This window comes from Streptomyces sp. NPDC013317, from assembly GCF_055563155.1.
On record NZ_JBVHDX010000017.1, the window covers coordinates 124,845 to 146,034 of the forward strand.

A 21,190-nucleotide genomic window follows, 5' to 3' on the forward strand; every position below is an offset into this window, starting at 1 on the left:
ACGTCGGCCGGATGCGTGAGGTTGACGGCGTCGGTTGACGCGACGTCTAAGGAGCTCAGCCCAGGAGGCTCGCCAGCTCGACGTGCTCGAGGCCGTGCGCCTCGGCGACCTCCTTGTAAACCACCTTGCCGTCATGGGTGTTGAGGCCCAGACCCAGGGCGGCGTCGCGGCGCAGCGCCTCGACCCAGCCGTTGTTCGCCAGCGACACGATGTACGGCAGCGTGGCGTTGGTGAGGGCGTAGGTGGAGGTGTTCGGCACCGCACCCGGCATGTTGGCGACGCAGTAGAAGACCGAGTTGTGGACCTGGAAGGTCGGCTCGGCGTGGGTGGTCGGGTGCGAGTCCTCGAAGCAGCCGCCCTGGTCGATCGCAATGTCGACAAGGACACTTCCGGGCTTCATCTTGGCGACGAGCTCGTTGGTGACCAGCTTCGGGGCCTTGGCACCCGGGATGAGGACGGCGCCGATGACGAGGTCGGCCTCGATGACGGCCTTCTCCAGCTCGAAGGCGTTGGAGACGATCGTCTTCACCTTGGTGCCGAAGATCTTGTCGGCCTCACGGAGCTTGTTGATGTCACGGTCGAGCAGGGTCACGTGGAAGCCCATGCCGACGGCGATCTGGGTGGCGTTCCAGCCGGAGACGCCACCGCCGATGACGACGCACTCGCCGGCGTGGGTGCCGGGGACGCCGCCGGGGAGCACGCCACGGCCGCCGACCGAGCGCATCAGGTGGTAGGCGCCGACCTGCGGGGCCAGGCGGCCCGCGACCTCGGACATCGGGGCGAGCAGCGGCAGGGCGCGGTTCGCGGTCTCGACGGTCTCGTAGGCGATGGCGGTGGTGCCGGACTCCAGCAGCGCGTCCGTGCACTCGCGGGAGGCGGCGAGGTGCAGGTACGTGAAGAGGGTCTGGTCCTTGCGGAGGCGGTGGTACTCCTCGGCGATGGGCTCCTTGACCTTCAGGAGCAGGTCGGCGATGGCCCAGACCTCGTCCGCGGTGGGAAGGATCTGCGCACCGGCGGAGACGTACTCCTCGTCCGTGATCGAGGAGCCCACACCGGCGTTCTGCTCGACGAAGACCTGGTGGCCGTTACGGACGAGCTCGTGGACACCGGCGGGGGTGATGGCCACGCGGAACTCGTTGTTCTTGACCTCGCGGGGGATGCCGACCTTCATCGTCGATCACGGTCCTTGAATCAGGGGAGGGAAACGGGGGTGCACTGCGATACATACCCGGATGCACTACCGCACACCGGGACAGACCGCGGTCGATCGCGGCGCACCCAGTCTAATGAAGGAGTTCCCTGTGTCTAGCCTTGCAAAGCATTAATCTTCACTGGAAGCACTACGGATTTCGTAGGCGGAAGTCTCGCTTCCGAGGAGTCTTTCGGCCGCGGACCGGTGCAATCGGGCCGCTGCGGGGTCGCCGAGCCGGTCGAGGGTGTCGGCGAGCCGGAGCTGCAGCGCCGCCTGCAGCCGTACGTCCCTGGCCCTCCGCGCCCACTCGACCGCCTCCTCGCAGGTCCGCAGGGACTCCTCGGGCCGTCCGGCGTACTCCTGGACCCGGGCCGCTTCGCTCAACGCCCGCGCGTGACCGGGGAGATCCTCGAGGCGCCGGTAGGCCGCGGCGGCGGCGCGCCAGTTCCGCAGGGCCTCGCCGTAGCGGCCCGCGTAGGTCTGGACGGTGCCCAGCCGTGCGTAGAGCCGGGCCTGGTCGGCCCGCTCGTCGCGGGCGAGGCGCTGGGCGAGGGCCCGGCCGTACCAGTCGCCGGCCCGCTGCCAGTCCCCCAGCTCCTGGTACGAACCTCCTACGGATTCCATCGCGCGACCGATCGCGTAGGGATCGTCGGCGGCCCGGCCGGCGTCCAGGGCGGCGCGGTAGCGGGCCAGTGCGTCCCTGGTACGGCCGGTCCCGGCGTCGAGGTCCGCCATGTTCAGCAGGGCCGCGGCCCGCTCCCGGTGCAGGCCGCGCCGCTCGGCCACGTCCAGGACGAGCCGGTGCAGGCCGTAGAGGACCGGCGCCGCGGCCTCGGCACCGCGATGCGCCGTCTCGGCCCTGACCAGGGCGGCGACGAGCCGGCGGGCCAGGGTGTCAAGCTCTCCGTCGGCCACGGCGAGACGGGCGGAGGCGAGCAGTACGGGGCGGCGGCTCTCCAGCCATTCGGCGGCGGCGGGCACGCTGGTGAAGCGCAGCGCGCGGGGCAGTCCCGCGAGCTTCTTACGGGCGGGGGACCCCTCGGGCTCGGTGACCGCGCGGCAGGACTGGAGGAGCCGTACGGTCCGCTCCAGCATCCTGGCCCGGGCGAGCTGCACCTCGGCGGGGCGGTCGCGCTCCTCCATCTGTTCGCGCAGAAGGGGGACGAGGTGCCCGGGCAGCTCGTACTGACCGTCCTCGCCCTCGGCGGCGAGACCCAGCGCGACGAAACCGGCCAGGGTGCTCGCGGCAGCCGAGACGGAGCAGCCGGCCAGGGCGGACGCGGTGTGGGCGTCGGCGCGGCCGAGCGGGGCGAGGCAGAGGTATCGCAGGATCCGGGCGGCCGGCGGGGCCAGGGATGCGTGGACGAGCTGGAAGGTGCGGGAGAGCGGGTCGCCTGAGAGGGCGCGCAGCCGTTTGGCGAGGTCGGCGACGGAGGCCTTGGGACGGGCCCCGAGCCAGCCGCCGGCGAGAACGACGGCGGACGGCTGGCCGCCGCACTCCTCGACGAGGGTCTCGGCGGCCTGCGGGTCGACCGTCACGCGGACGGAACCGGTGAAGGAGGTGAGCAGCTCGATCGCCGACTTGGGGTCGAGGCCGCCGAGGGTGCAGGGCCGCACGTCGGGGATGCCGGTGAGCGGTCCCTTGGCTACGGCGACGACGAGCGCGTCGGGGTTGTCGGGGATCAGCGGGTCGACCTGCTCGGCGTCGACGCAGTCGTCGAGGACGAGGACGCTGCGGCGCTCGGCGAGAGCCTTGCGGACCAGTTCGGTCAGCTCGTCCTCCCCGGCGCCGGGCGGCTCGGCGACGCCCAGCTCCTGGAGCAGGCCCTGCGCGACGCGTGAGGTGGGGACGGGGTCGCCGCCGGGTTCGGTGAGCCGGGCGCGGAAGACGCCGTCGGGGTAGGCGGTGCCGAGCCCGGCGACCAGTTCCCGGGCGAGTCTCGTCCGGCCGGAGCCGGGGCGTCCGGCGATCAGCAGGACACGCGCACGGGGGGCCTTGTGGCCGGCGAGGGTGTCGAGTCCGGTCCGTTCGATGTCGGCACGCAGGGCCTTCAACTCCCGCTGACGACCGTAGAAGTTCCGCACCCCGCCCGCTGCCACCGCCTGATCCGTCACGGGCCACGCTCCCGTCCACCTGCGCACGAGCCGATCCCGCGGGGGTCTCCGCACGGGCGATCACGAGCGTAGTTCAGGGCGTGGGCCGGACCGGGCGGGGCAGGGCGGGCAGTTCCCCCGATCGGATCAGCCGATGTTCACACCGGCCCCCGAGCGCCACCCCGCCCCCGGTCGCCCACACGGGCCGTGAGGCCCTAGGCCTCGAACGGCCTCGCCGGCCACGCCGCATCCGCCGCGCGCAGAGCCTCCACGCCCTCACCCGCCCGCGCCGCCGCCAGCGAAAGCACGCCCACGACCAGGCAGTTGTTGTGCAGATCGCCCGCCAGCGCGCCCCGGACCAGGTCCGCGAGCGGGACCCGGGCCAGCTCCATGTCGGCCTCCTCGTCGGAGACGTCGAAGCGGTCGCCCTGCGCCTCCGAAAGGTCCCGCGCCAGGAAGATCCGTACCGCCTCGTCGCAGCCGCCCGGCGTCGTGTAGACGTCGGTCAGGACCCGCCAGTCCTCGGCCTTGACGTGCGCCTCCTCGTACAGCTCGCGCTGCGCGGCGTGCAGCGGGTTCTCCCCGGGCACGTCGAGGAGGCCGGCCGGGATCTCCCAGAGCTTCTGCCGTACGGGGTGCCGGTACTGCTTCACCAGCAGCACCCGGTCCTGGTCGTCGAGGGCGACGACCGCCACCGAACCGGGGTGGACCTGGTAGTCGCGGCGCGCGACCGTCCCGTCGGGCATGACCACGTCGTCCGTGCGGACACTCGTCTTGTTTCCCTGGAACGGGGTCGTCGTCGCGACGACCCGCCACTCCTCCGGGGTGTCCTGCAACTCCATCTGCGTCCTCCCACACGAACCACGTACGAAAGCCGGGGTACCGGCCCGGTGAAGGACCTGTACCCCGGCAACGTTAACTCCTCGTACTACTTGGCCGTCTTGCGCTCGACAGCGGCCTTGACCAGGCCCGCGAAGAGCGGGTGCGGACGCGTCGGACGCGAGCGCAGCTCCGGGTGGGCCTGGGTCGCGACCAGGTACGGGTGCACCTCTCGCGGGTACTCGACGTACTCGACGAGCTTGTTGTCCGGGGACGTGCCGGAGAAGACCAGACCGGCCTTCTTCTCCAGCTCGGCGCGGTACGCGTTGTTGACCTCGTAGCGGTGGCGGTGGCGCTCGTCCACGTACGGCTGGTCGTCGTAGACCTCGCGCACGATCGAGCCCTCGGCGAGCTTCGCCGGGTAGAGGCCGAGGCGCATCGTTCCGCCGAGGTCGCCCGCGCCCTCGACGTACGCGAGCTGCTCCTCCATGGTCGAGATGACCGGGTGGGCGGTCGCCGCGTCGAACTCGGTGGAGTTGGCGTCCGGGATGTCGGCCAGGTTCCGGGCGGCCTCGATCACGATGCACTGCAGGCCCAGGCAGATGCCGAGCAGCGGCACCTTGTTCTCACGGGCGTACTGGATCGCGCCGATCTTGCCGTTGACACCGCGGTCGCCGAAGCCGCCGGGGATCAGGATGGCGTCGACGTCGCCGAGCTGCTTCTTCGCACCGGCCGGCGTCTTGCAGTCGTCGGAGGTGACCCACTTGACCTTGACCCGCGCCTTGTTGGCGAAGCCGCCGGCGCGCATGGCCTCGGTGATCGAGAGGTACGCGTCGGGCAGGTCGATGTACTTGCCGACGAGGGCGACCGTGACCTCGTGCTCCGGGTTGTGGACGCGGTCCAGCAGGTCGTCCCACGTCGTCCAGTCCACGTCGCGGAACGGCAGGTCGAGCTTGCGCACGACGTAGGCGTCCAGGCCCTCGGTGTGCAGGACCTTCGGGATGTCGTAGATCGACTTGGCGTCGATGGCGGCCACGACGGCGGCCTCGTCGACGTCGCACATCAGCGAGATCTTGCGCTTGATGGCCGTGGGGACCTCGCGGTCGGCGCGCAGCACGATGGCGTCCGGCTGGATACCGATGTTGCGCAGCGCGGCGACGGAGTGCTGGGTCGGCTTGGTCTTCAGCTCACCGGAGGGGCCGATGTAGGGGAGCAGCGAGATGTGCACGACGAAGACGTTGTCGCGGCCGACCTCGTGGCGGACCTGACGGACGGTCTCCAGGAACGGCAGCGACTCGATGTCGCCGACCGTGCCGCCGACCTCGGTGATGACCACGTCGACGTCGTCGGTGGCCATGCGGCGGATCCGCGACTTGATCTCGTTGGTGATGTGCGGGATGACCTGGACGGTGTCGCCGAGGTACTCGCCGCGCCGCTCCTTGGCGATGACCTGCGAGTAGACCTGGCCGGTCGTGACGTTGGCCGAGCCGTCGAGGTCGACGTCGAGGAAGCGCTCGTAGTGGCCGATGTCCAGGTCGGTCTCGGCTCCGTCGTTGGTGACGAACACCTCGCCGTGCTGGAACGGGTTCATCGTGCCGGGGTCGACGTTCAGGTAGGGGTCGAGCTTCTGCATCGTGACCCGCAGGCCCCGCGCCTTGAGGAGCGCACCCAGGCTGGAGGCGGTCAGGCCCTTGCCGAGGGAGGAGGCGACACCCCCGGTGACGAAGATGTGCTTGGTCGTCGTGGTTTTGGGCGGCATCGCCAAGAGGGGGCTCCCGTGGTCGCGTTCTGGAGGTGCGTTCCGGCGTGCCCTCCGGAAGAATCGGGGGGGGGTGCCGTCGCTGCGGTTGCGGGGGCTCGGCTGTCGCCGTTTCCCACCGGTCCACGGGGTACCAGGGTATCAGCGACATCGGGAGACTGCTTCCGGCCACACGGGGCAGTCGAGTGCACACGGATGGCGACGCGCCCCCGGGTGCGCGTCCCGGCGCCGGGTTCTCGCGGCGTCAAGCCCTGCTCACCCGATCGGAGCCACGACGTGACGAGAACGCAACCCGATGCGTCGTATCCTGCTCGGACACTCGCCGCCGAGCGTCAACGATCAGTTGACTCAACGACCCGTTGACTCGACGATCGGCTGACCGCCGACCTGACCGCTGACCTGTAGCAAGCGCCCTGCGGGGCGGACGTGGCCGTTCGACTGGAGAGAGCACGTGGCCGGGCGCATCGAGGATTACGCACTCATCGGAGACATGCAGACCGCTGCCCTGGTCTGCCGGGACGGCAGTGTCGACTGGCTCTGCCTGCCCCGCTTCGACTCGCATGCCGTCTTCGCGGGACTCCTCGGCACGGAGGAACACGGATTCTGGCGGATCGGTCCCGCCGGCCCCGACGACGCTCCCCCGCCGCCCGCCGACCGCCGGCGCTACCTCGGCGACTCGCTCATTCTCGAGTCCGAGTGGGACACCCCGCGCGGCACGGTCCGGGTGACCGATTTCATGCCCCCGCGTGACGGCGCGCCGCAGCTGATCCGGATCGTGGAGGGCGTGTCCGGCCGGGTGCCGATGCACTCCGCGCTGCGGATGCGGTTCAGTTACGGACGCGTGGTGCCGTGGGTGCACAAGGTCGGGGACCGTACGGTCGCCGTCGCGGGCCCCGACTCGGTCTGGCTCGACACGGACGCCGAGACACACGGCCAGGACCTCACGACGTACTCGGACTTCACCGTCACGCCCGGCGACCGGATCACCTTCACCATCAGCTGGCAGCCCTCGCACAAGGAGGCGCCCGCCCTGCCGGACCCGGAGGGCTCGCTGGGGGCCACCGAGGACTTCTGGCGGGAGTGGGTGGAACACTGCACGTACCACGGGCCGTACCGCGAGGCCGTGGTCCGCTCGCTGATCACGCTGAAGGCGCTGACCTACGCGCCGACGGGCGGGATCGTCGCCGCGCCGACCACCTCCCTGCCGGAGGAGATCGGCGGCGTGCGGAACTGGGACTACCGCTACACCTGGCTGCGCGACGCGGCGATCACGCTGTCGTCGATGCTGCGCACCGGCTACCGCGAGGAGGCCCGGGCCTGGCGGGACTGGCTGCTCAGGGCGGTCGCGGGCGACCCCGAGAACCTCCAGATCATGTACGGGATCGCGGGCGAGCGTGAGCTCGGCGAGGCCGAGCTGGACTGGCTGCCGGGATACGAGAACTCGGGTCCGGTACGGGTCGGCAACGGGGCGGCCAACCAGCTCCAGCTGGACGTGTACGGCGAGGTCACCGAGGCCCTGCACCTGGCGCACATGACGGGGCTCTCCCGCAACGACTACGCCTCGCTCCTCCAGCTCAAGCTGATCCGCTACCTGGAGACGCACTGGGACCAGCCCGACGAGGGCATCTGGGAGGTGCGCGGGCCGCGCCGGCACTTCGTGCACTCCAAGGTGATGGCCTGGGTGGCGGTCGATCGGACGATCAAGCTCATCGAGTCCGGGGACGCCGACGGCCCGCTGGACCGCTGGCGCGAGCTGCGCGACGAGATCCACCGGGACGTGTGCGAGAAGGGCTACGACAAGGAGCGCAACACGTTCACGCAGTCGTACGGCTCCAAGGAGCTGGACGCCTCGTTGCTGCTCATTCCGCAGATGGGCTTCCTCCCGCCGGACGACAAGCGGGTCATCGGCACGATCGAGGCGATCCAGCGGGAGCTGTCCACCGAGGACGGCTTCGTGCTGCGCTACCCGACGGCGGGCGAGGACGCGGGCGTGGACGGCCTGGAGGGCGACGAGGGCGCCTTCCTGGCGTGCTCGTTCTGGCTCGCCGACGACCTGGCGATGATCGGCCGGGTGGACGAGGCCCGCAAGCTCTTCGAGCGGCTGCTGGCGCTCCGCAACGACCTGGGACTCCTCGCCGAGGAGTGGGACTCGCGGCTGCAGCGGCAGGTGGGCAACTTCCCGCAGGCCTTCAGCCACGTCCCGCTGATCGACACGGCACTCCGCCTGACGGCGAGCGGCGCGTACGGCGGCTGAGAGCCGTACGACGGCTGAGGCCCCGTACGGCGGCTCAGGTCCCGCAAGGCGGCCGAGGCGCGGGGGGCGGCGGTGCGGAATACGCTGAAAGGGTCCTGTCCCCCCTAGGAAAGGGGGGCTCCCCATGGCTCCCCGGATCAGCGTCCCGCCGACCGCGCTCACCGGACTCCGCGAGGATCTGGCGGGCGAGGTGTACGTCCCCGGCGATCCCGGTTTCGACGAGGCGCGGACGATCCACAACGGCATGATCGACCGGCGTCCCGCCGTCATCGCCCAGTGCGCGACCGCGGAGGACGTCTCCAACGCGGTCCTCTTCGGCCGGGAGACCGGGCTGCCCGTCGCCGTGCGCGGCGGCGGTCACAGCGTCGCCGGATCATCCGTCGTGGACGACGGACTCGTGATCGATCTGCGCCGGATGCACACGGTCGTCGCCGACCCCGAGAACATGACGGTACGGGTCGAGGGCGGGGCGACCATGAGCCACCTGGACCACGCGACCCAGCCCTTCCACCTGGCCACCACCGGCGGCCGGGTCTCCACGACGGGCGTGGGCGGCTTCACGCTGGGGGGCGGATCGGGCTGGCTGGAGCGGAAGTTCGGGCTCGCCTGCGACAACCTCCTCGCCGCGGAGCTGGTCACCGCCGAGGGAAAGCACGTGCACACGGACGCGGAGTCGAACCCGGAGCTGTTCTGGGCGCTGCACGGCGGCGGCGGGAACTTCGGCGTGGCGACCTCGCTCACCCTGCGGCTGCACGAGCTGCCGCAGATGAGCTTCGCGATGCTGTTCTTCCTGCCCGAGCAGGCGCCGGAGGCGGTGCGCGCCTTCCGGGACCTGGCGGACCGGGCCCCGGACGAGGCGGGCGGCGGCGTCATCTACTGCCCCGCCCCGCCCGAGCCGTTCATCCCCGAGCACCTCGTCGGCGAGCTGGTCTGCGGAGCGCTGATCTCGTACGCCGGTCCCGTCGCCGAGGTCCGTGACCTCGCGGCGCCCCTGTTCGCCCTGAAGCCGGCCGTCGAGATGTCGACGGACATTCCGTACGTGGACTTCCAGTGCATGCTCGACGATCCGCCGGGGCTGCGGAACTACTGGTCGGCGGAGTACCTGCGCGGCCTCCCGGACGAGGCCGTGGACGCCTTCTGCGCGCGCGGGGCCCTGATCCCCTCCCCGACGCCCACCCAGCACGTGCTGTTCATGATGGGCGGCGCCGTGGCGGCCGGTCCCGCCGACTACCCGATCCCGTGGCGCTCGGCGCCCTGGGTCGTCCACCCGTTCGCGACCTGGGAGGATCCGGCGGACGACGAGCGGGCGATCCAGTGGGTGCGGGATGTCCGGGCCGACGCGCGGCCGTGGTCGACCGGGGACGTGTACCTGAACTTCATCGGCGCCGAGGGCGACGCGCGGGTGGTCGCGGGGTTCGGCGCCGACAACTACCGCAGACTCGCCGACGTGAAGGCCGCGTACGACCCCGACAACGTCTTCCGCTTCAACCACAACATCGCCCCGGCCGCCGCCTGAGTCTCAGCGGAGCGCGTCGATCACCTCCCGCGCCGCCCGCTCGCCCTCGGTGGCTCCGCCCTCCATGAAGCCCTGGAAGTCGTAGCTGCAGTGCTCGCCGCCGATGTGGACGTTCCCCTGGGAGGTGCCCTCGTAGCCCGCGTACCGGTGCAGGTATCCGACCGGCCAGCAGGAGTACGCGCCGAGGGCCCACGGGTGGCGGTGCCACGCGGAGAGCTGGGCGCGGCCGGTGTACGCGGCGGAGGTGCCGGGGAAGAAGGCGTCGATGCCGCTCAGGTGACGGTTCACCAGACTGCGCACGTACGGGTCCGACTCGGTGGAGAACGGCCCGGCGGGCGTGAGGGACTTGGCGAGGCCGCCTCCGCCGTACTGGATGAGAATGCCTCCCGTACCGCCCTGGACCTTGGTGGTGTCCCAGGTCTGCTGGACGTCGGTGTCGGTGAAGCAGTCGCCGGCGGAGACGCCGGGCCAAGGGCCGGTCCCGCGCCACGGCCGGGTGCCGAACTGCATGTTGAGTTTGGTGCAGTACCCCATCCGGGCGTCCCGCAGCAGGTTCTTCATCAGCGGGTCGAACCCCGCCTGGGTGAGGTCGAGCTGCTGGAGTATCGGCAGGGGGACGGCGAGCACGGTGTGGTCGGCGACGACGGTACGGGTGACGCCCGACTCGCTGAAGGTCAGCGTCTGCGTGCCGTCCGCGTTGGCCCGTACGGCGGTCAGCGCCCAGCCGTGGCGCAGGGTGCCGGGTGCCAGAGCCGCCGCGATCGCCTTCGGAAGCCGGTCGTTGCCGCCGGTGATGTGGTAGCGCTCGTTCGACAGCCCCCAGATGTTGAAGTTGCCGGGATTGGTCTGGTAGCCCATGAGCAGGACCAGGGCGAGCGACGACTGTTCGGTGGTGTCGGCGCCGTACTCGACGTTGTAGGCGACGTCGATGAAGCGGCCGAGCCGCGAGGAGTGCCCGCCGGGGACCCTCGACTCGATCCACGCGTGGACGGACATGTTGTCGAGCGCCGTGCCGGTCGGGGTGGTGCGGTTCCAGGTGACCTCCCCCGCCTCCGACAGGTCGCGGCGCAGGGCCTGGTACACCGCCTTGAAGTCCTCGTCGGCCTGGTGGCGGGGGTAGTACGCGCCGTCGAACCAGAGGACCTCCTCCGCGCCGGTCGGGCCGCCGCCGAGGAAGTCCTCGACGGGGAGGTCGAAGCGGCGGCAGAGCTCCAGCATCTTCTTGTGGCTGGTGTCGATGAGTTCGCCGCCGATCTCGGACGTCTGCCCGTACGCCCAGTGGCTCCGCTGGGTCCACATGCGGCCGCCGACGCGCGCGGGGTCGGCCTCGTAGAGCGTGGGGCTCAGACCGGCGTCCTGCAGGGTGAGGGCGGCGGTCAGGCCGGAGATGCCGGCGCCGACCACCGCGACACGGGCGGGTGTCACCGCCCGTGCCACGGCCGGCCGGGAGACCGCGGTGGCCGCGGAGACGGCGATCCCGGCCGCGGCGGCGTACTTCAGGAGGGAGCGACGGCCGACCGGGTCGGACCGCATCTCCCTCAGGGCGTCGACGGGAAGGTTCAGCCGCCTGGCGTCGGCGTGCTCGGCGGCGAGGCGGTTCAGGAGGTGCATCGGATTCGTGCGTGCCATGGGGCGCTCCTGGTCTGGGTGAGGGATCAGCTCTGGGGTACGGCGGCGGGGGCGGGAGCCGGCTGGGCCTCGACGTCGCGCTCGGCCGCGTCCTCCAGGACGATCCGGCCGATGATCTCGTAGCGTTCGGGCCGTCTGGCCTTCAGGTAGAAGCCCAGGCCGAGACCACCGAGGAAGACGGCTCCGACGATCCACGGGATCGCCTTGAAGAAGAGGGAGTCGGCGGCGAGGCCCGCGGCCGTCTCCATGTTGACGATCAGCAGGACGACCACGGCGATCATGCCGATGCCGCCCAGCAGCGGCGCGGTGAGCGTCCTGAACCAGTGCCGGTCCTCGGGGTGGTGCGCGCGGAAGTAGCCGATGACGGCGAAGGAGCAGAGGGTCTGGACGATGAGGATGGCCATCGTGCCGAGGATCGCGAGCAGGGTGTAGAGGTGGATGTACGGGTCCTGACCGGTGAGCCAGAAGGCGCCGACGAGGGCGACCGCGATGGCGCTCTGGACGTAGGAGGCGATGTACGGCGAGCCGTGTCGGGGGTGCGTGCGTCCGAGCGCCGGGTGGAGGAACCCCTCGCGGCCGATGGCGTAGAGGTAGCGGGAGGCGCACTGGTGGAAGGCCATGCCGCAGGCGAAGGACCCGGTGAGCAGCAGCCACTGGAAGGCGTCGACGGCCCAGGCGCCGATGAAGGCCTGGGTGGGAGCGAAGAAGAGGTCGAGGGGGGCGGCGGAGGAGGACAGTTCCACGGAACCGGAGAGCCCGTTGCCCGCGATGGTCATCCAGGAGACGTAGATGTAGAACAGGCCGACGCCGATGACGGATATGAGCGTGGCCCGGGGGATGACGCGCTTGGGGTCGCGGGACTCCTCGCCGTACATCGCCGTCGACTCGAAGCCGACCCAGGACCAGAAGGCGAAGAAGAGTCCGAGCCCGGCGGAGGCGCCGGTGAAGGCGTTCTTCGGGTTGACCGGCTCGACCGGGATGCCGTCGGGACCGCCGCCGGAGATCAGGACGGCGGTGGCGACGGCGAAGAGGACCGCTATCTCGGCGACCAGCATCACACCGAGCGCCTTGGCGGTGAGGTTGATGTCGAAGTACGCGAGGACTGCGGTCACGGCGAGCATCGCCGCCGCGTACACGATCCACGGCAGGTCGACACCGAGCTGGTCGGCCACCGTCGTCCGGGTGAAGTAGGCGAAGACGCCGACGATCGACGCCTCGAAGACGATGTACGCGAGCACGGCGAGCATGCCGGAGGCCATGCCGGCGATCCGGCCGAGGCCGTGCGAGATGTAGCCGTAGAAGGCCCCGGCGGCGGTGATCCGCTTGGCCATGGCCACGTAGCCGACCGAGAAGATGGTCAGGACGAGGGTCGCGAACAGGTAGCCGGCGGGCGCGCCGGTGCCGTTGCCGAAACCCACGGCGATGGGGAGGTTCCCCGTCATGGCCGTGATCGGCGCGGCGGTGGCGACGGCCATGAAGACGACGCCGACCAGACCGACCGAGTTCGCTTTGAGACGGTGCACCTCAGGGGTGGGGTTCTCTGCCATGGCCGGAGAGGATCCTCTCGCGTGACGTACGCCACAATCGACATGCGGTCGCACAATTGGCCCGACGAGGCGACGAGTTGTCGACGGTACGGACGAAATGTCGAGTCCCGTGACCGCCGGGTGATGTCACCGCAACACGGACGGCGGTAGCGTCCGGCCATGGACAGTCAGGGCGGGATCACCGTGCAGCGGGCGCTGGAGCTGCCCGGTCTCCGCAGCGGCCTCCCGGAGGTGGTCGCGGGTGCGGACCGGCTGAACCGGACCGTGCGCTGGGTACACGCGGGCGAGGTCCCGAACATCGCGTCGCTGCTCAAGGGCGGTGAGCTGCTGCTCACGACGGGGCTCGGCCTCGGTACCCGCCCGGCGGAGCAGCGCGCGTTCGTACGGAGGCTCGCGGACCGGGGCATCGCGGCCCTGGTGGTGGAGCTGGGGCCGAGGTTCTCGCGGCTGCCGGCCACCATCGTGGAGACGGCGCGCTCGGCAGGCCTGCCGCTGGTGCAGCTGCACCGCGAGGTGCCGTTCGTGGCCGTCACGGAGGAGATCCACACCGAGATCGTCAACGGCCACTACGCGCTCCTGCGGCAGGCGGAGGAGGTCCACCGGCAGTGCACGGAGGCGCTCCTCGGCGGCGGCGGGGTGCCCCAGGTGCTGCGGATCCTCGCCGACTTCACGGCGAATCCGGTCTTCCTGGAGACGGCCGACGGACAGCTGCTCTACGCGGCCGGTACGGAGTCGGGCCCGGCGGACCCGCTCCAGGTGTGGGACGGGCTACGGGGCCAGCGGGCGGCACGGGAGTCGGGGCCGCCGACGGGCGCCGTGCTCGTGGACGTGCCCGGCGGCGGACCCGGTACGGGATCGGTCCGGGCCCGCCTCGTGCTGCTCGCGGTCTCCGGACCGCTCGCCCCCGTGCACCGGATGGCGGCCGAGCGGGCGGCGGGAATCCTGGCGGTCGTGCTGATGCAGGCCCGCCAGGAGGAGGAGCTGGCGGCCCGGGGCAGGGGCGACTTCCTGACGGACCTGGCGGAGGGCCGGATCACGGCGGAGGACGCGCCCGCGCAGGCGCGGGTGCTGGGCTTCCGCCCGGTGGACGACGGCCCGCTGCTGCCCGTGGTCATGCGTCTCGCCCCCGAACTCTCCCCCTCCGGCAACTGGGCGCTGCTCGCGCGGGCGGTCCTGGAGGAGCTCTCGTCGGTCGGCGTTCCGGTGCTGCTCGGCGTGCGGCCGGTGGAGGGCCGTGTGCCCCTGCTGCTCGGTCTTCGCTCGGAGTCGGAGCGTACGGCGGTGGCGGACCGGGTCGCGGCGGCGCTGCGCGCGGGCGTGGAGCGTGCGGGCCTCGCGGGGTCGGCACCGGGCGGAGCCTGGGCGAGGCCCGGCACTCAGCCGCCGGTGGTCGTGGTGGGCGTCGCGGGCGGCTGGGCGGCGGCAGCAGCGTCCCTGCGGCACGTGGGCGAGACGGCGACGGCGGCGCAGGGCCTCTCCGACCGCCCCTGGTACGACGCGCGGCGGCTCGACATCGACCTGCTGCTGTGGCGCCTGCGCGACCATCCGGACCTCGCGGCCTTCGTCGACCGCGCGATCGGCCCCCTGCGGGACCACGACCGCGCCGCCCGCCCGCCGCTGCTCCCGACCCTGGAGACGTACCTCGCCCACGCGGGCCGCAAGGCGGAGACGGCCCGCGAGCTCCACCTGAACCGCCAGACGCTCTACAACCGGCTGGCCCGTATCTCCGAACTCCTCGGCACGGACCTGGACGACCCGCAGACGGTCCTGGCGCTGTCGCTCGCCCTCCGGGCGCGACGGCACACTCCGTAGCACGCGCGACGGCCGGACCGACCGGGACGCCAGGGCCGGACCGGACGGGACCGGACGGCCGACCGGGACGCCAGGGCCGGCCGTGACCCGACAGCTCGTCGTACACGCTCAGGGGCGGCCGACCGGGACGCCAGGGCCGGCCGTGACCCGACAGCTCGTCGTACACGCTCAGGTGCGGCCGGACAGCTCGTCGTACACGCTCAGGACGTGCGCGATCGTCTCGTCCTCCGTGGGCCAGGTCCTCGCCTGTGTCCGGCCGGCCGCCGCCAGGTCCATGCGGCGGTCGGCGTCCTCCAGCAGCCCCCGTACGGCGGCGGCCAGCGCGCCCGCGTCCCCCCATGGCACCAACTCGGCCGCGTCCCCGACCAGTTCGGGCACACCGCCGACCGCCGTGGCGACCAGCGGCACACCGAGCCGCAGCGCCTCCTGCGCCAGCAGGGCGCGCGCCTCCCACCGCGACGGGAGGACCGCCACGTCGGCGGCGGCCAGCAGCTCCGCCACGTCCTCGCGTCGGCCGATCAGCCGCACCCCGAGACCCTCCGCCTCGATCCGCCGCTGGAGCGCGGCCCGTTCGCGCCCCTCGCCCGCGATCACCAGCAGGGGCTGCGGGTCCATGTCCCGCCACTCCCGTGCCGCGTCCAGGAGGAGCCCGTAGCCGCGCTCGGGCACGAGGGAGCCGACGGCCATCAGCAACGGCCGGTCGACCGCTCCCAGTTCGGCCCGCGCCTTGCCGTCGTGCAGACAGACCGGGGCCCGTGAGGCGGGAACGGTCACGGGGGCGAGCCGCGCGTCGCGCGCGCCACGCCGCCGAGCCCGGTCGACCAGCTCGGACGACGTCCCGAGGACGACGGCGGACGCCCGCACCGTCTTCCGTTCGAGCAGCCGGAGCAGCCCACCCCGGGCCCCGTCCACATGGGTGCGGGTGTGCCAGGTCGTCACGAGCGCAGGCGCACGGACCGTACCGGACAGCGCGAGCGTCGCCCGTACGGAGGCGTGCAGACCGTGCGCGTGCACGACGTCCGCGCCGACGCAGGCGTTACGGAGCTGGGCGACGGTCGCGGGGTCGTTGCGGCGCGGCACGGGCACGAAGTGCGCGCCCGCGCCGATGAAGTCGTAGGCGTGGTCGAGTTCGGCCGGGGCGCACACGGTCACCCGCACGCCTCTCGCCACGAGCCCCGAGGCAAGTGATCGGACGTGAGCGCTGCTGCCCGCGCTGCCGCCGCCCAGCACTTGGACCGTACGGAGCTGTGTCACGCGCCCAAGGATGCCAGCCCGTACGCACGTTCCGGCACCGAAGCCCCCTCGTCGCCGTGTCCAAGCCCCCAACTCGTCACGCGCTATCACTCACATGGGTGAACGTGCGAGGGTGCTGATCCGGTCTCCGAACGCGGCGGCGGCGACGAGTCCGGCCGCGTGGACGGCGAGTCCGAACCGCCCGTTCCCGGCGGCGATGGCGCTGCCGACGGCCGCGCCGAGCGCGTGGGCGCCGGTGTCGCCGAGCATGGTGCGTTCACCGAGGTCGTCGGCGAGGACGGCGATCGCGGCGCCCATGGGGGCGGCGGCGATCGGTCCGCGCAGCAGGCCCGGGGCGGCCAGCCCGAGCACCGTCAACCCGGCGCGCCCCGGTGCCACGTCCACGAGGTTGACGAAGTGGGCGGTGCCGGCGATGACGACGCCCGCGAGGACCTGGTCGACGGGCCGCTCCTTGAGCAGCGCCCCGGCCACGAGCCCGGCCGCGCCGATCCCCACGAGCTTCACGGTGCCGCTGGTGACCTCGCCCTGGCGCAGGGCCCCGAGGTGCGCCCGGAGGCCCCGCCGGTGGTCACCCTTCAGGTCGTCGTACGCCCCGCAGGCCCCGGCTGCGAGCACGGCGAACGCCGCCGGCCCTCCCCCGCCCTCCGGCCGGAGGGACCCCCGATCCGCTGTGCTCGCGACCGCCACGGCCGTGGCGAGGGCGGTGGCGGGACCGGCGTACAGGTCGACGCTCCGCCCGGCGTGGTTCTCCCGCCGCCACCGCGGGTCGTCCCGCCGCCGCAACACCCCGTACGCCGCCCGCGCGACCCCCGCGGCCACGACGAACGCCCCCACCCTGCCCAAGGACCCGATCATGCCCCCACCCTAGGCAGGCCCCCCACACGCCGGAAAGCCACTCCGGCCCGGCCACGCCGCGTCCGTCACGCTCGTCCGGGACCGTGCAACGCCACGCGCCGCACCGGCGACCGGCCGCCTGTCGCCGGCTGTCGGCGACCGGAGTCCGGACAGGGGCGGGCGCATGTGCGTCGCGACGCATCGCGGCACCGCGCCGAGCGCGAAAAGGCCGGCGGCATGCGGCAGGCAGGCCCAGCCCGTCGGGCATCGAGCCGCGCCGTCGCCGGCCCGCCGACGCCGCCAGGGCGCCGGCCGCCCCTGCGACCGCGACCTCCGCCCGAAAGCGACAGTCTCGCGTCGCGCCAGGGCCGCCTCAGCCGTCCGCCCTGGCCGTTGCCAGGAGTTCCTCGGCGTGGGCGCGGGCCGTCTCGGAGTCCTCCTGGCCCGCCAGCATCCGCGACAGCTCGCGGACCCGGTCCTCGCCCTCCAGGACCGTCACGCCGGAGCGGGTCACCGAGCCGTCGTTCGTCTTCTCCACGAGCAGCTGGCGGTCGGCGAACGCCGCCACCTGCGGCAGGTGGGTGACCACCACGACCTGCGCCGTCCTGGCGAGCTTCGCCAGCCGTCGGCCGATCTCCACGGCCGCCTTGCCGCCGACGCCCGCGTCGACCTCGTCGAAGAGATACGTCGGCACCGGGTCCGTGCCCGCGAAGACGACCTCGACCGCCAGCATCACCCGGGACAGCTCACCACCGGACGCGCCCTTGGCGATCGGCCGCGGCGGCGCCCCCGGGTGCGGGGCGAGCAGCAGCTCGACCTCGTCGGCACCGGACGGCGTGTAGGCGACCCGGCGCCCGCCGACCTCCACGCCCTCCGGGTCCTCGGTCTGGCGGATGGCGAAGGACACGCGCGCGTGGGGCATGGCGAGCGAGGCCAGCTCGGCGGTGACCGCGTCGGCGAACCGCGCCGCCGCCTCCGTACGCGCGTCGGTGAGCGCCTGCGCGAGGACCGACAGTTCGTTCCGCAGCGCGTCCCGCTCGGCGGTCAGTTCGCCGATCCGGTCGTCGTCGCCCTCCAGCTCCGTGAGCCGGGCCGCGCTCTCCTGCGCCCACGCCAGAACGGCCGAGACGTCCTCGCCGTACTTCCGGGTGAGCTGGGTCAGCGCCGCCCGCCGCTCCTCGACGGCCGCGAGGCGGCGCGGGTCGGCGTCCAGGTTGTCGGCGTACCCGGCGAGCTCCCCCGCCACGTCGGCGAGCAGGATGGAGATCTCGCCCATCCGGTCGGCGAGCGCCGCGAGCGCCGGATCGTGCGACCGTACGGCTTCGAGCGCGCGCCCCGCCCCGGCGACGAGGGTCGTCGCGTCGACGGCCTCCGGGTCCTCGGGCTGTCCGGCCAGCGCCGCGTGCGCCAGCGCGGCGGCCGAGGCGAGGGCCTCGGCGTGCCCGAGGCGCTCCGCCTCCGCGGCCAGCTCGACGTCCTCCCCGGCCAGCGGTTCGACGGCCTCGATCTCACCGAGCCCGAAGCGCAGCAGATCGGCCTCCTGCGCCCGCTCGCGCGCCCGGGTGGTGATCTCGTCCAGCTCGGCGACGACGGCCCGCAGCCGCCGGTACGCCTCTCCGTAGGCGGCGAGCGGCACGGCGACGGCCTCTCCCGCGTACCGGTCGAGCGCGCCGCGCTGCCGGGCCGGCTTGAGCAGCCCCTGCTGGTCGGTCTGGCCGTGCACGGCGACGAGTTCGTCCGCGAGCTCGGCCAGCAGACCGACGGGCACGGAGCGCCCGCCGAGGTGGGCGCGCGAGCGGCCCTCGGCCGAGACGGTCCGGCTGACGAGCAGCGCGCCGTCGTCCAGCTCCGCGCCCGCCTCCTCGGCGCGTACGGCGACGCCCGAGCCCTCGGGCAGCGTGATCCGCCCCTCGACCACGGCGGAGCCCGCGCCGATCCGCACCAGGGCGGGGTCGGCGCGCCCGCCGAGCAGCAGCCCGAGGCTGGTCACGACCATGGTCTTGCCGGCGCCGGTCTCGCCGGTCACCGCGGTGAAACCGGGCGACAGCTCGACAACAGCGTCGTCGATGACCCCGAGCGACCGTATCCGCATCTCCTCCAACACGGGGAAGACCTTACGAGGTCCGGCCCCGCCTGTGCGACGGCCCCTGCCGGAACGGGGCGAATCCGCAGGTCGGAACCGCGGCTGTCACCCGTGGGGGTGGGCGGCCCCGGCCTCGGGCCGGGGCGCCGGGTCCCCGGCCGTCGCCCTAGTGCGGCGCGCCGCGCCACCCCGAGACCGGGAGGGCGAACTTCGCCACCAGACGGTCCGTGAAGGAGGCGTGGTGCAGCCGGGCGAGCCGTACCGGGACGGCGCCCCGCCGGACCTCGACCCGTGCGCCCGCCGGGAGTTCGACCGTGCGACGGCCGTCGCACCACAGCACGCCGTTGGGCGTGTGCGGCTCCACCTCCACCGCGAGCACGGACTCGGGCGTCGTCACGAGCGGCTTGGCGAACAGCGCGTGCGCCCCGATCGGGACCATGAGCAGCGCCTCGACCTCGGGCCAGATCACGGGTCCGCCGGCCGAGAAGGCGTACGCCGTCGAGCCCGTCGGAGTCGCGCAGATCACGCCGTCGCAGCCGAAGCCGGTGACCGGCCGGCCGTCGATCGCGAGCACGACCTCCAGCATCCGTTCCGGGGAGACCTTCTGCACGGCGGCCTCGTTCAGCGCCCAGTCGCGGTGCAGCACGTCGCCGTTCTCGTACACGACCACGTCGAGGGTCATCCGCTCCTCGACCTCGTACGCGCGCGTGACGACGCGGTCGACGACCTTGTCGAGGTCGTCGCGCTCGGCCTCCGCGAGAAAGCCGACCCGGCCGAGGTTGACGCCGAGCATCGGCACGCCGGACGCCCGGGAGAACTCCGAGCCGCGCAGCAGCGTCCCGTCGCCGCCGAGGACGACGAGCAGCTCGCAGCCCTCCAGCGCGTCGGTGCAGGCCTCCGGCACGGTCTCCACGGACGGCGGGAGCGGCAGGTCGGCCGCCTCCGCCTCCAGGACGCGGACGCCGATGCCGCTCCGCAGGAGTCCGAGTACGACGAGTTCGGCGCTGCGCACGGCGGCCGGCCGGCCGGTGTGCGCGAGCAGGAAGACAGTACGGCTACCAGGTGGTGCGGTCGTTGAGCTCAACGAGGTCCCTCCGCCACGGCGCGGTCGACATCCGCCGGATCAAGCGCGGGCGCCCCTGCCCGCAGCCAAAGAAAGTACTCGACGTTGCCGGAGGGGCCGGGCAGCGGGCTCGCCGTCACGCCCAGCACCCCGAGCCCGAGCTCGGCGGCCTGGCGCGCCACGTTCCGTACGGTGTCGGCACGGAGCTCGGAACTGCGGACGACGCCGCCCGTGCCGAGGCGCTCCTTGCCCACTTCGAACTGCGGCTTCACCATGAGCACGAGGTCCGCGTCGGGGGCCGTGCAGCGCACGAGGGCGGGCAGCACGAGGCCGAGCGGGATGAAGGAGAGGTCGCCGACGACGAGGTCGACGGGGGTGCCGTCGATGGCGTCGAGGGTCAGCTCGCGTACGTTCGTCCGGTCCTTCACGGTGACCCGCTCGTCGCTCTGGAGCGACCAGGCGAGCTGTCCGTAGCCGACGTCGACGGCGACGACGTGCGCGGCGCCCGCCCGCAGCAGGACGTCCGTGAACCCGCCGGTCGACGCGCCCGCGTCCAGCGCCCGCCGGCCCTCGATCGTCAGCCCCTGCGGCACGAAGGCGGCGAAGGCACCGGCGAGCTTGTGGCCGCCGCGCGAGACGTAGTCGGGGTCGGCGTCGTCCTGGGCGACGAGGATGGCCGCGGCCGTCTCCACCTGGGTGGCGGGTTTGGTCGCGACCGTCTTGCCGACGGTCACCCGGCCGGCGGCGATCAGCTGGCTGGCGTGCTCGCGCGAGCGGGCGAGCTTGCGGCGTACCAGCTCGGCGTCCAGACGGCGGCGTGCCACTCCTGCCACGTTCGGTTCAGCTCCTGTGGTTGTACGACTGGTTGTACGACGGCTTCTACGACTGGTTCTACGGACGGACCGGCGGAACCGTTCACGGTCCCGGGGCCGGTCCGGGGCGGACGGCGTCGAGCGAGGTCAGCTCGTCGCGCAGCCCACGGTGTACATCCTCGTACACCTCCAGGTGTCCGTCCGCCGCGAGGTGGTCGGCGTCACCGAGCCGCTCCAGAAGGGCGTCCACGGAGGGACGGCCGGTGGGGACGCGCTGCACGCCGAGGGGCGCGGGCGCGGCGGGTTCGAAAGCCGCTTCCTCGCCGGGTCCCGGCGCCGCCTGCGAGGCCGGGTCCGAGGCCGGGTCCAGAACCGCGCCCTCGCCCTCGCCCTGACCCTGACCCTGACCCGCGGCAGGATCCGCGTCCCGGGCCGGGCGGCCCGCGCCCGCGTCCGGGGCCGGCGCTGCGTCCGTCACGTCGTTCATCCCCCGACGCTATCGCGAAGCCCTGGGGTACGGTC

General features: G+C 72.7%; 15 protein-coding genes. 3 read left to right on the forward strand and 12 right to left on the reverse strand.

Going from position 1 to position 21,190, the window contains the following annotated elements; genetic code table 11:
* Window positions 1–55 precede the first annotated feature (55 nt).
* The 4 genes from ald to ACZ3IJ_RS32285 all read right to left on the reverse strand — a co-directional run bounded on the left by ald (window position 56) and on the right by ACZ3IJ_RS32285 (window position 5,864).
* A complete protein-coding gene (ald, locus tag ACZ3IJ_RS32270) occupies window positions 56–1,171 on the reverse strand; it encodes an alanine dehydrogenase (RefSeq protein WP_467474029.1) in 1,116 nt (371 codons plus the stop codon).
* Window positions 1,172–1,321: 150 nt separating this feature from the next.
* Window positions 1,322–3,307, reverse strand: a complete 1,986-nt coding sequence (locus ACZ3IJ_RS32275) for an AAA family ATPase (protein WP_467474031.1) — start codon at window positions 3,305–3,307, stop codon at window positions 1,322–1,324.
* Between the two features lie 194 nt (window positions 3,308–3,501).
* Complete coding sequence (locus ACZ3IJ_RS32280; RefSeq protein ID WP_391799481.1) at window positions 3,502–4,128, reverse strand: NUDIX domain-containing protein; 627 nt, start codon at window positions 4,126–4,128, stop codon at window positions 3,502–3,504.
* A gap of 86 nt (window positions 4,129–4,214) precedes the next feature.
* A complete protein-coding gene (locus ACZ3IJ_RS32285) occupies window positions 4,215–5,864 on the reverse strand; it encodes a CTP synthase (protein WP_391799480.1) in 1,650 nt (549 codons plus the stop codon).
* 451 nt (window positions 5,865–6,315) lie between these two features.
* Here ACZ3IJ_RS32285 and ACZ3IJ_RS32290 point away from each other — a divergent pair, with 451 nt between their 5' ends.
* The gene (locus tag ACZ3IJ_RS32290; protein WP_467474035.1) at window positions 6,316–8,118 is read left to right on the forward strand and encodes a glycoside hydrolase family 15 protein; all 1,803 of its coding nucleotides are present in this window, start codon (window positions 6,316–6,318) and stop codon (window positions 8,116–8,118) included.
* A 124-nt stretch (window positions 8,119–8,242) separates the two neighbouring features.
* Complete coding sequence (locus ACZ3IJ_RS32295; RefSeq protein WP_467474037.1) at window positions 8,243–9,634, forward strand: FAD-binding oxidoreductase; 1,392 nt, start codon at window positions 8,243–8,245, stop codon at window positions 9,632–9,634.
* A gap of 3 nt (window positions 9,635–9,637) precedes the next feature.
* Here the strand turns inward: ACZ3IJ_RS32295 and ACZ3IJ_RS32300 are convergent, their stop codons facing one another.
* Window positions 9,638–11,263, reverse strand: coding sequence for a flavin monoamine oxidase family protein (locus ACZ3IJ_RS32300; RefSeq protein WP_467474039.1), 1,626 nt, complete (start codon window positions 11,261–11,263; stop codon window positions 9,638–9,640).
* A 26-nt stretch (window positions 11,264–11,289) separates the two neighbouring features.
* Window positions 11,290–12,810 (reverse strand): APC family permease, encoded by a 1,521-nt coding sequence (locus tag ACZ3IJ_RS32305; protein WP_467474041.1) that lies wholly within the window; start codon window positions 12,808–12,810, stop codon window positions 11,290–11,292.
* A 159-nt stretch (window positions 12,811–12,969) separates the two neighbouring features.
* On the opposite strand from ACZ3IJ_RS32305, the gene ACZ3IJ_RS32310 reads away from it, so the two are divergent.
* Window positions 12,970–14,622 carry a PucR family transcriptional regulator gene (locus tag ACZ3IJ_RS32310; protein WP_467474043.1) on the forward strand — a complete coding sequence of 551 codons (1,653 nt, stop codon included), beginning with the start codon at window positions 12,970–12,972 and terminating at the stop codon, window positions 14,620–14,622.
* 168 nt (window positions 14,623–14,790) lie between these two features.
* Here ACZ3IJ_RS32310 and ACZ3IJ_RS32315 read toward each other — a convergent pair whose 3' ends face one another.
* The 6 genes from ACZ3IJ_RS32315 to ACZ3IJ_RS32340 form a co-directional block, all read right to left on the reverse strand.
* Entirely contained in the window at window positions 14,791–15,876 is a 1,086-nt protein-coding gene (locus tag ACZ3IJ_RS32315; RefSeq protein ID WP_467474045.1) for a glycosyltransferase family 4 protein, read from the reverse strand.
* A gap of 90 nt (window positions 15,877–15,966) precedes the next feature.
* On the reverse strand, window positions 15,967–16,731 hold the full coding sequence (locus tag ACZ3IJ_RS32320; RefSeq protein ID WP_467474047.1) for a hypothetical protein: 765 nt from the start codon (window positions 16,729–16,731) through the stop codon (window positions 15,967–15,969).
* A gap of 352 nt (window positions 16,732–17,083) precedes the next feature.
* Entirely contained in the window at window positions 17,084–18,802 is a 1,719-nt protein-coding gene (recN, locus tag ACZ3IJ_RS32325) for a DNA repair protein RecN (protein ID WP_467474089.1), read from the reverse strand.
* A 157-nt stretch (window positions 18,803–18,959) separates the two neighbouring features.
* The gene (locus tag ACZ3IJ_RS32330) at window positions 18,960–19,877 is read right to left on the reverse strand and encodes an NAD kinase (protein ID WP_352191671.1); all 918 of its coding nucleotides are present in this window, start codon (window positions 19,875–19,877) and stop codon (window positions 18,960–18,962) included.
* Window positions 19,874–20,689, reverse strand: coding sequence for a TlyA family RNA methyltransferase (locus ACZ3IJ_RS32335; RefSeq protein WP_467474050.1), 816 nt, complete (start codon window positions 20,687–20,689; stop codon window positions 19,874–19,876). Before ACZ3IJ_RS32335 ends, ACZ3IJ_RS32330 begins: the two co-directional genes overlap by 4 nt.
* 82 nt (window positions 20,690–20,771) lie before the next feature.
* The gene (locus tag ACZ3IJ_RS32340) at window positions 20,772–21,155 is read right to left on the reverse strand and encodes a hypothetical protein (RefSeq protein WP_467474053.1); all 384 of its coding nucleotides are present in this window, start codon (window positions 21,153–21,155) and stop codon (window positions 20,772–20,774) included.
* Window positions 21,156–21,190 lie beyond the last annotated feature (35 nt).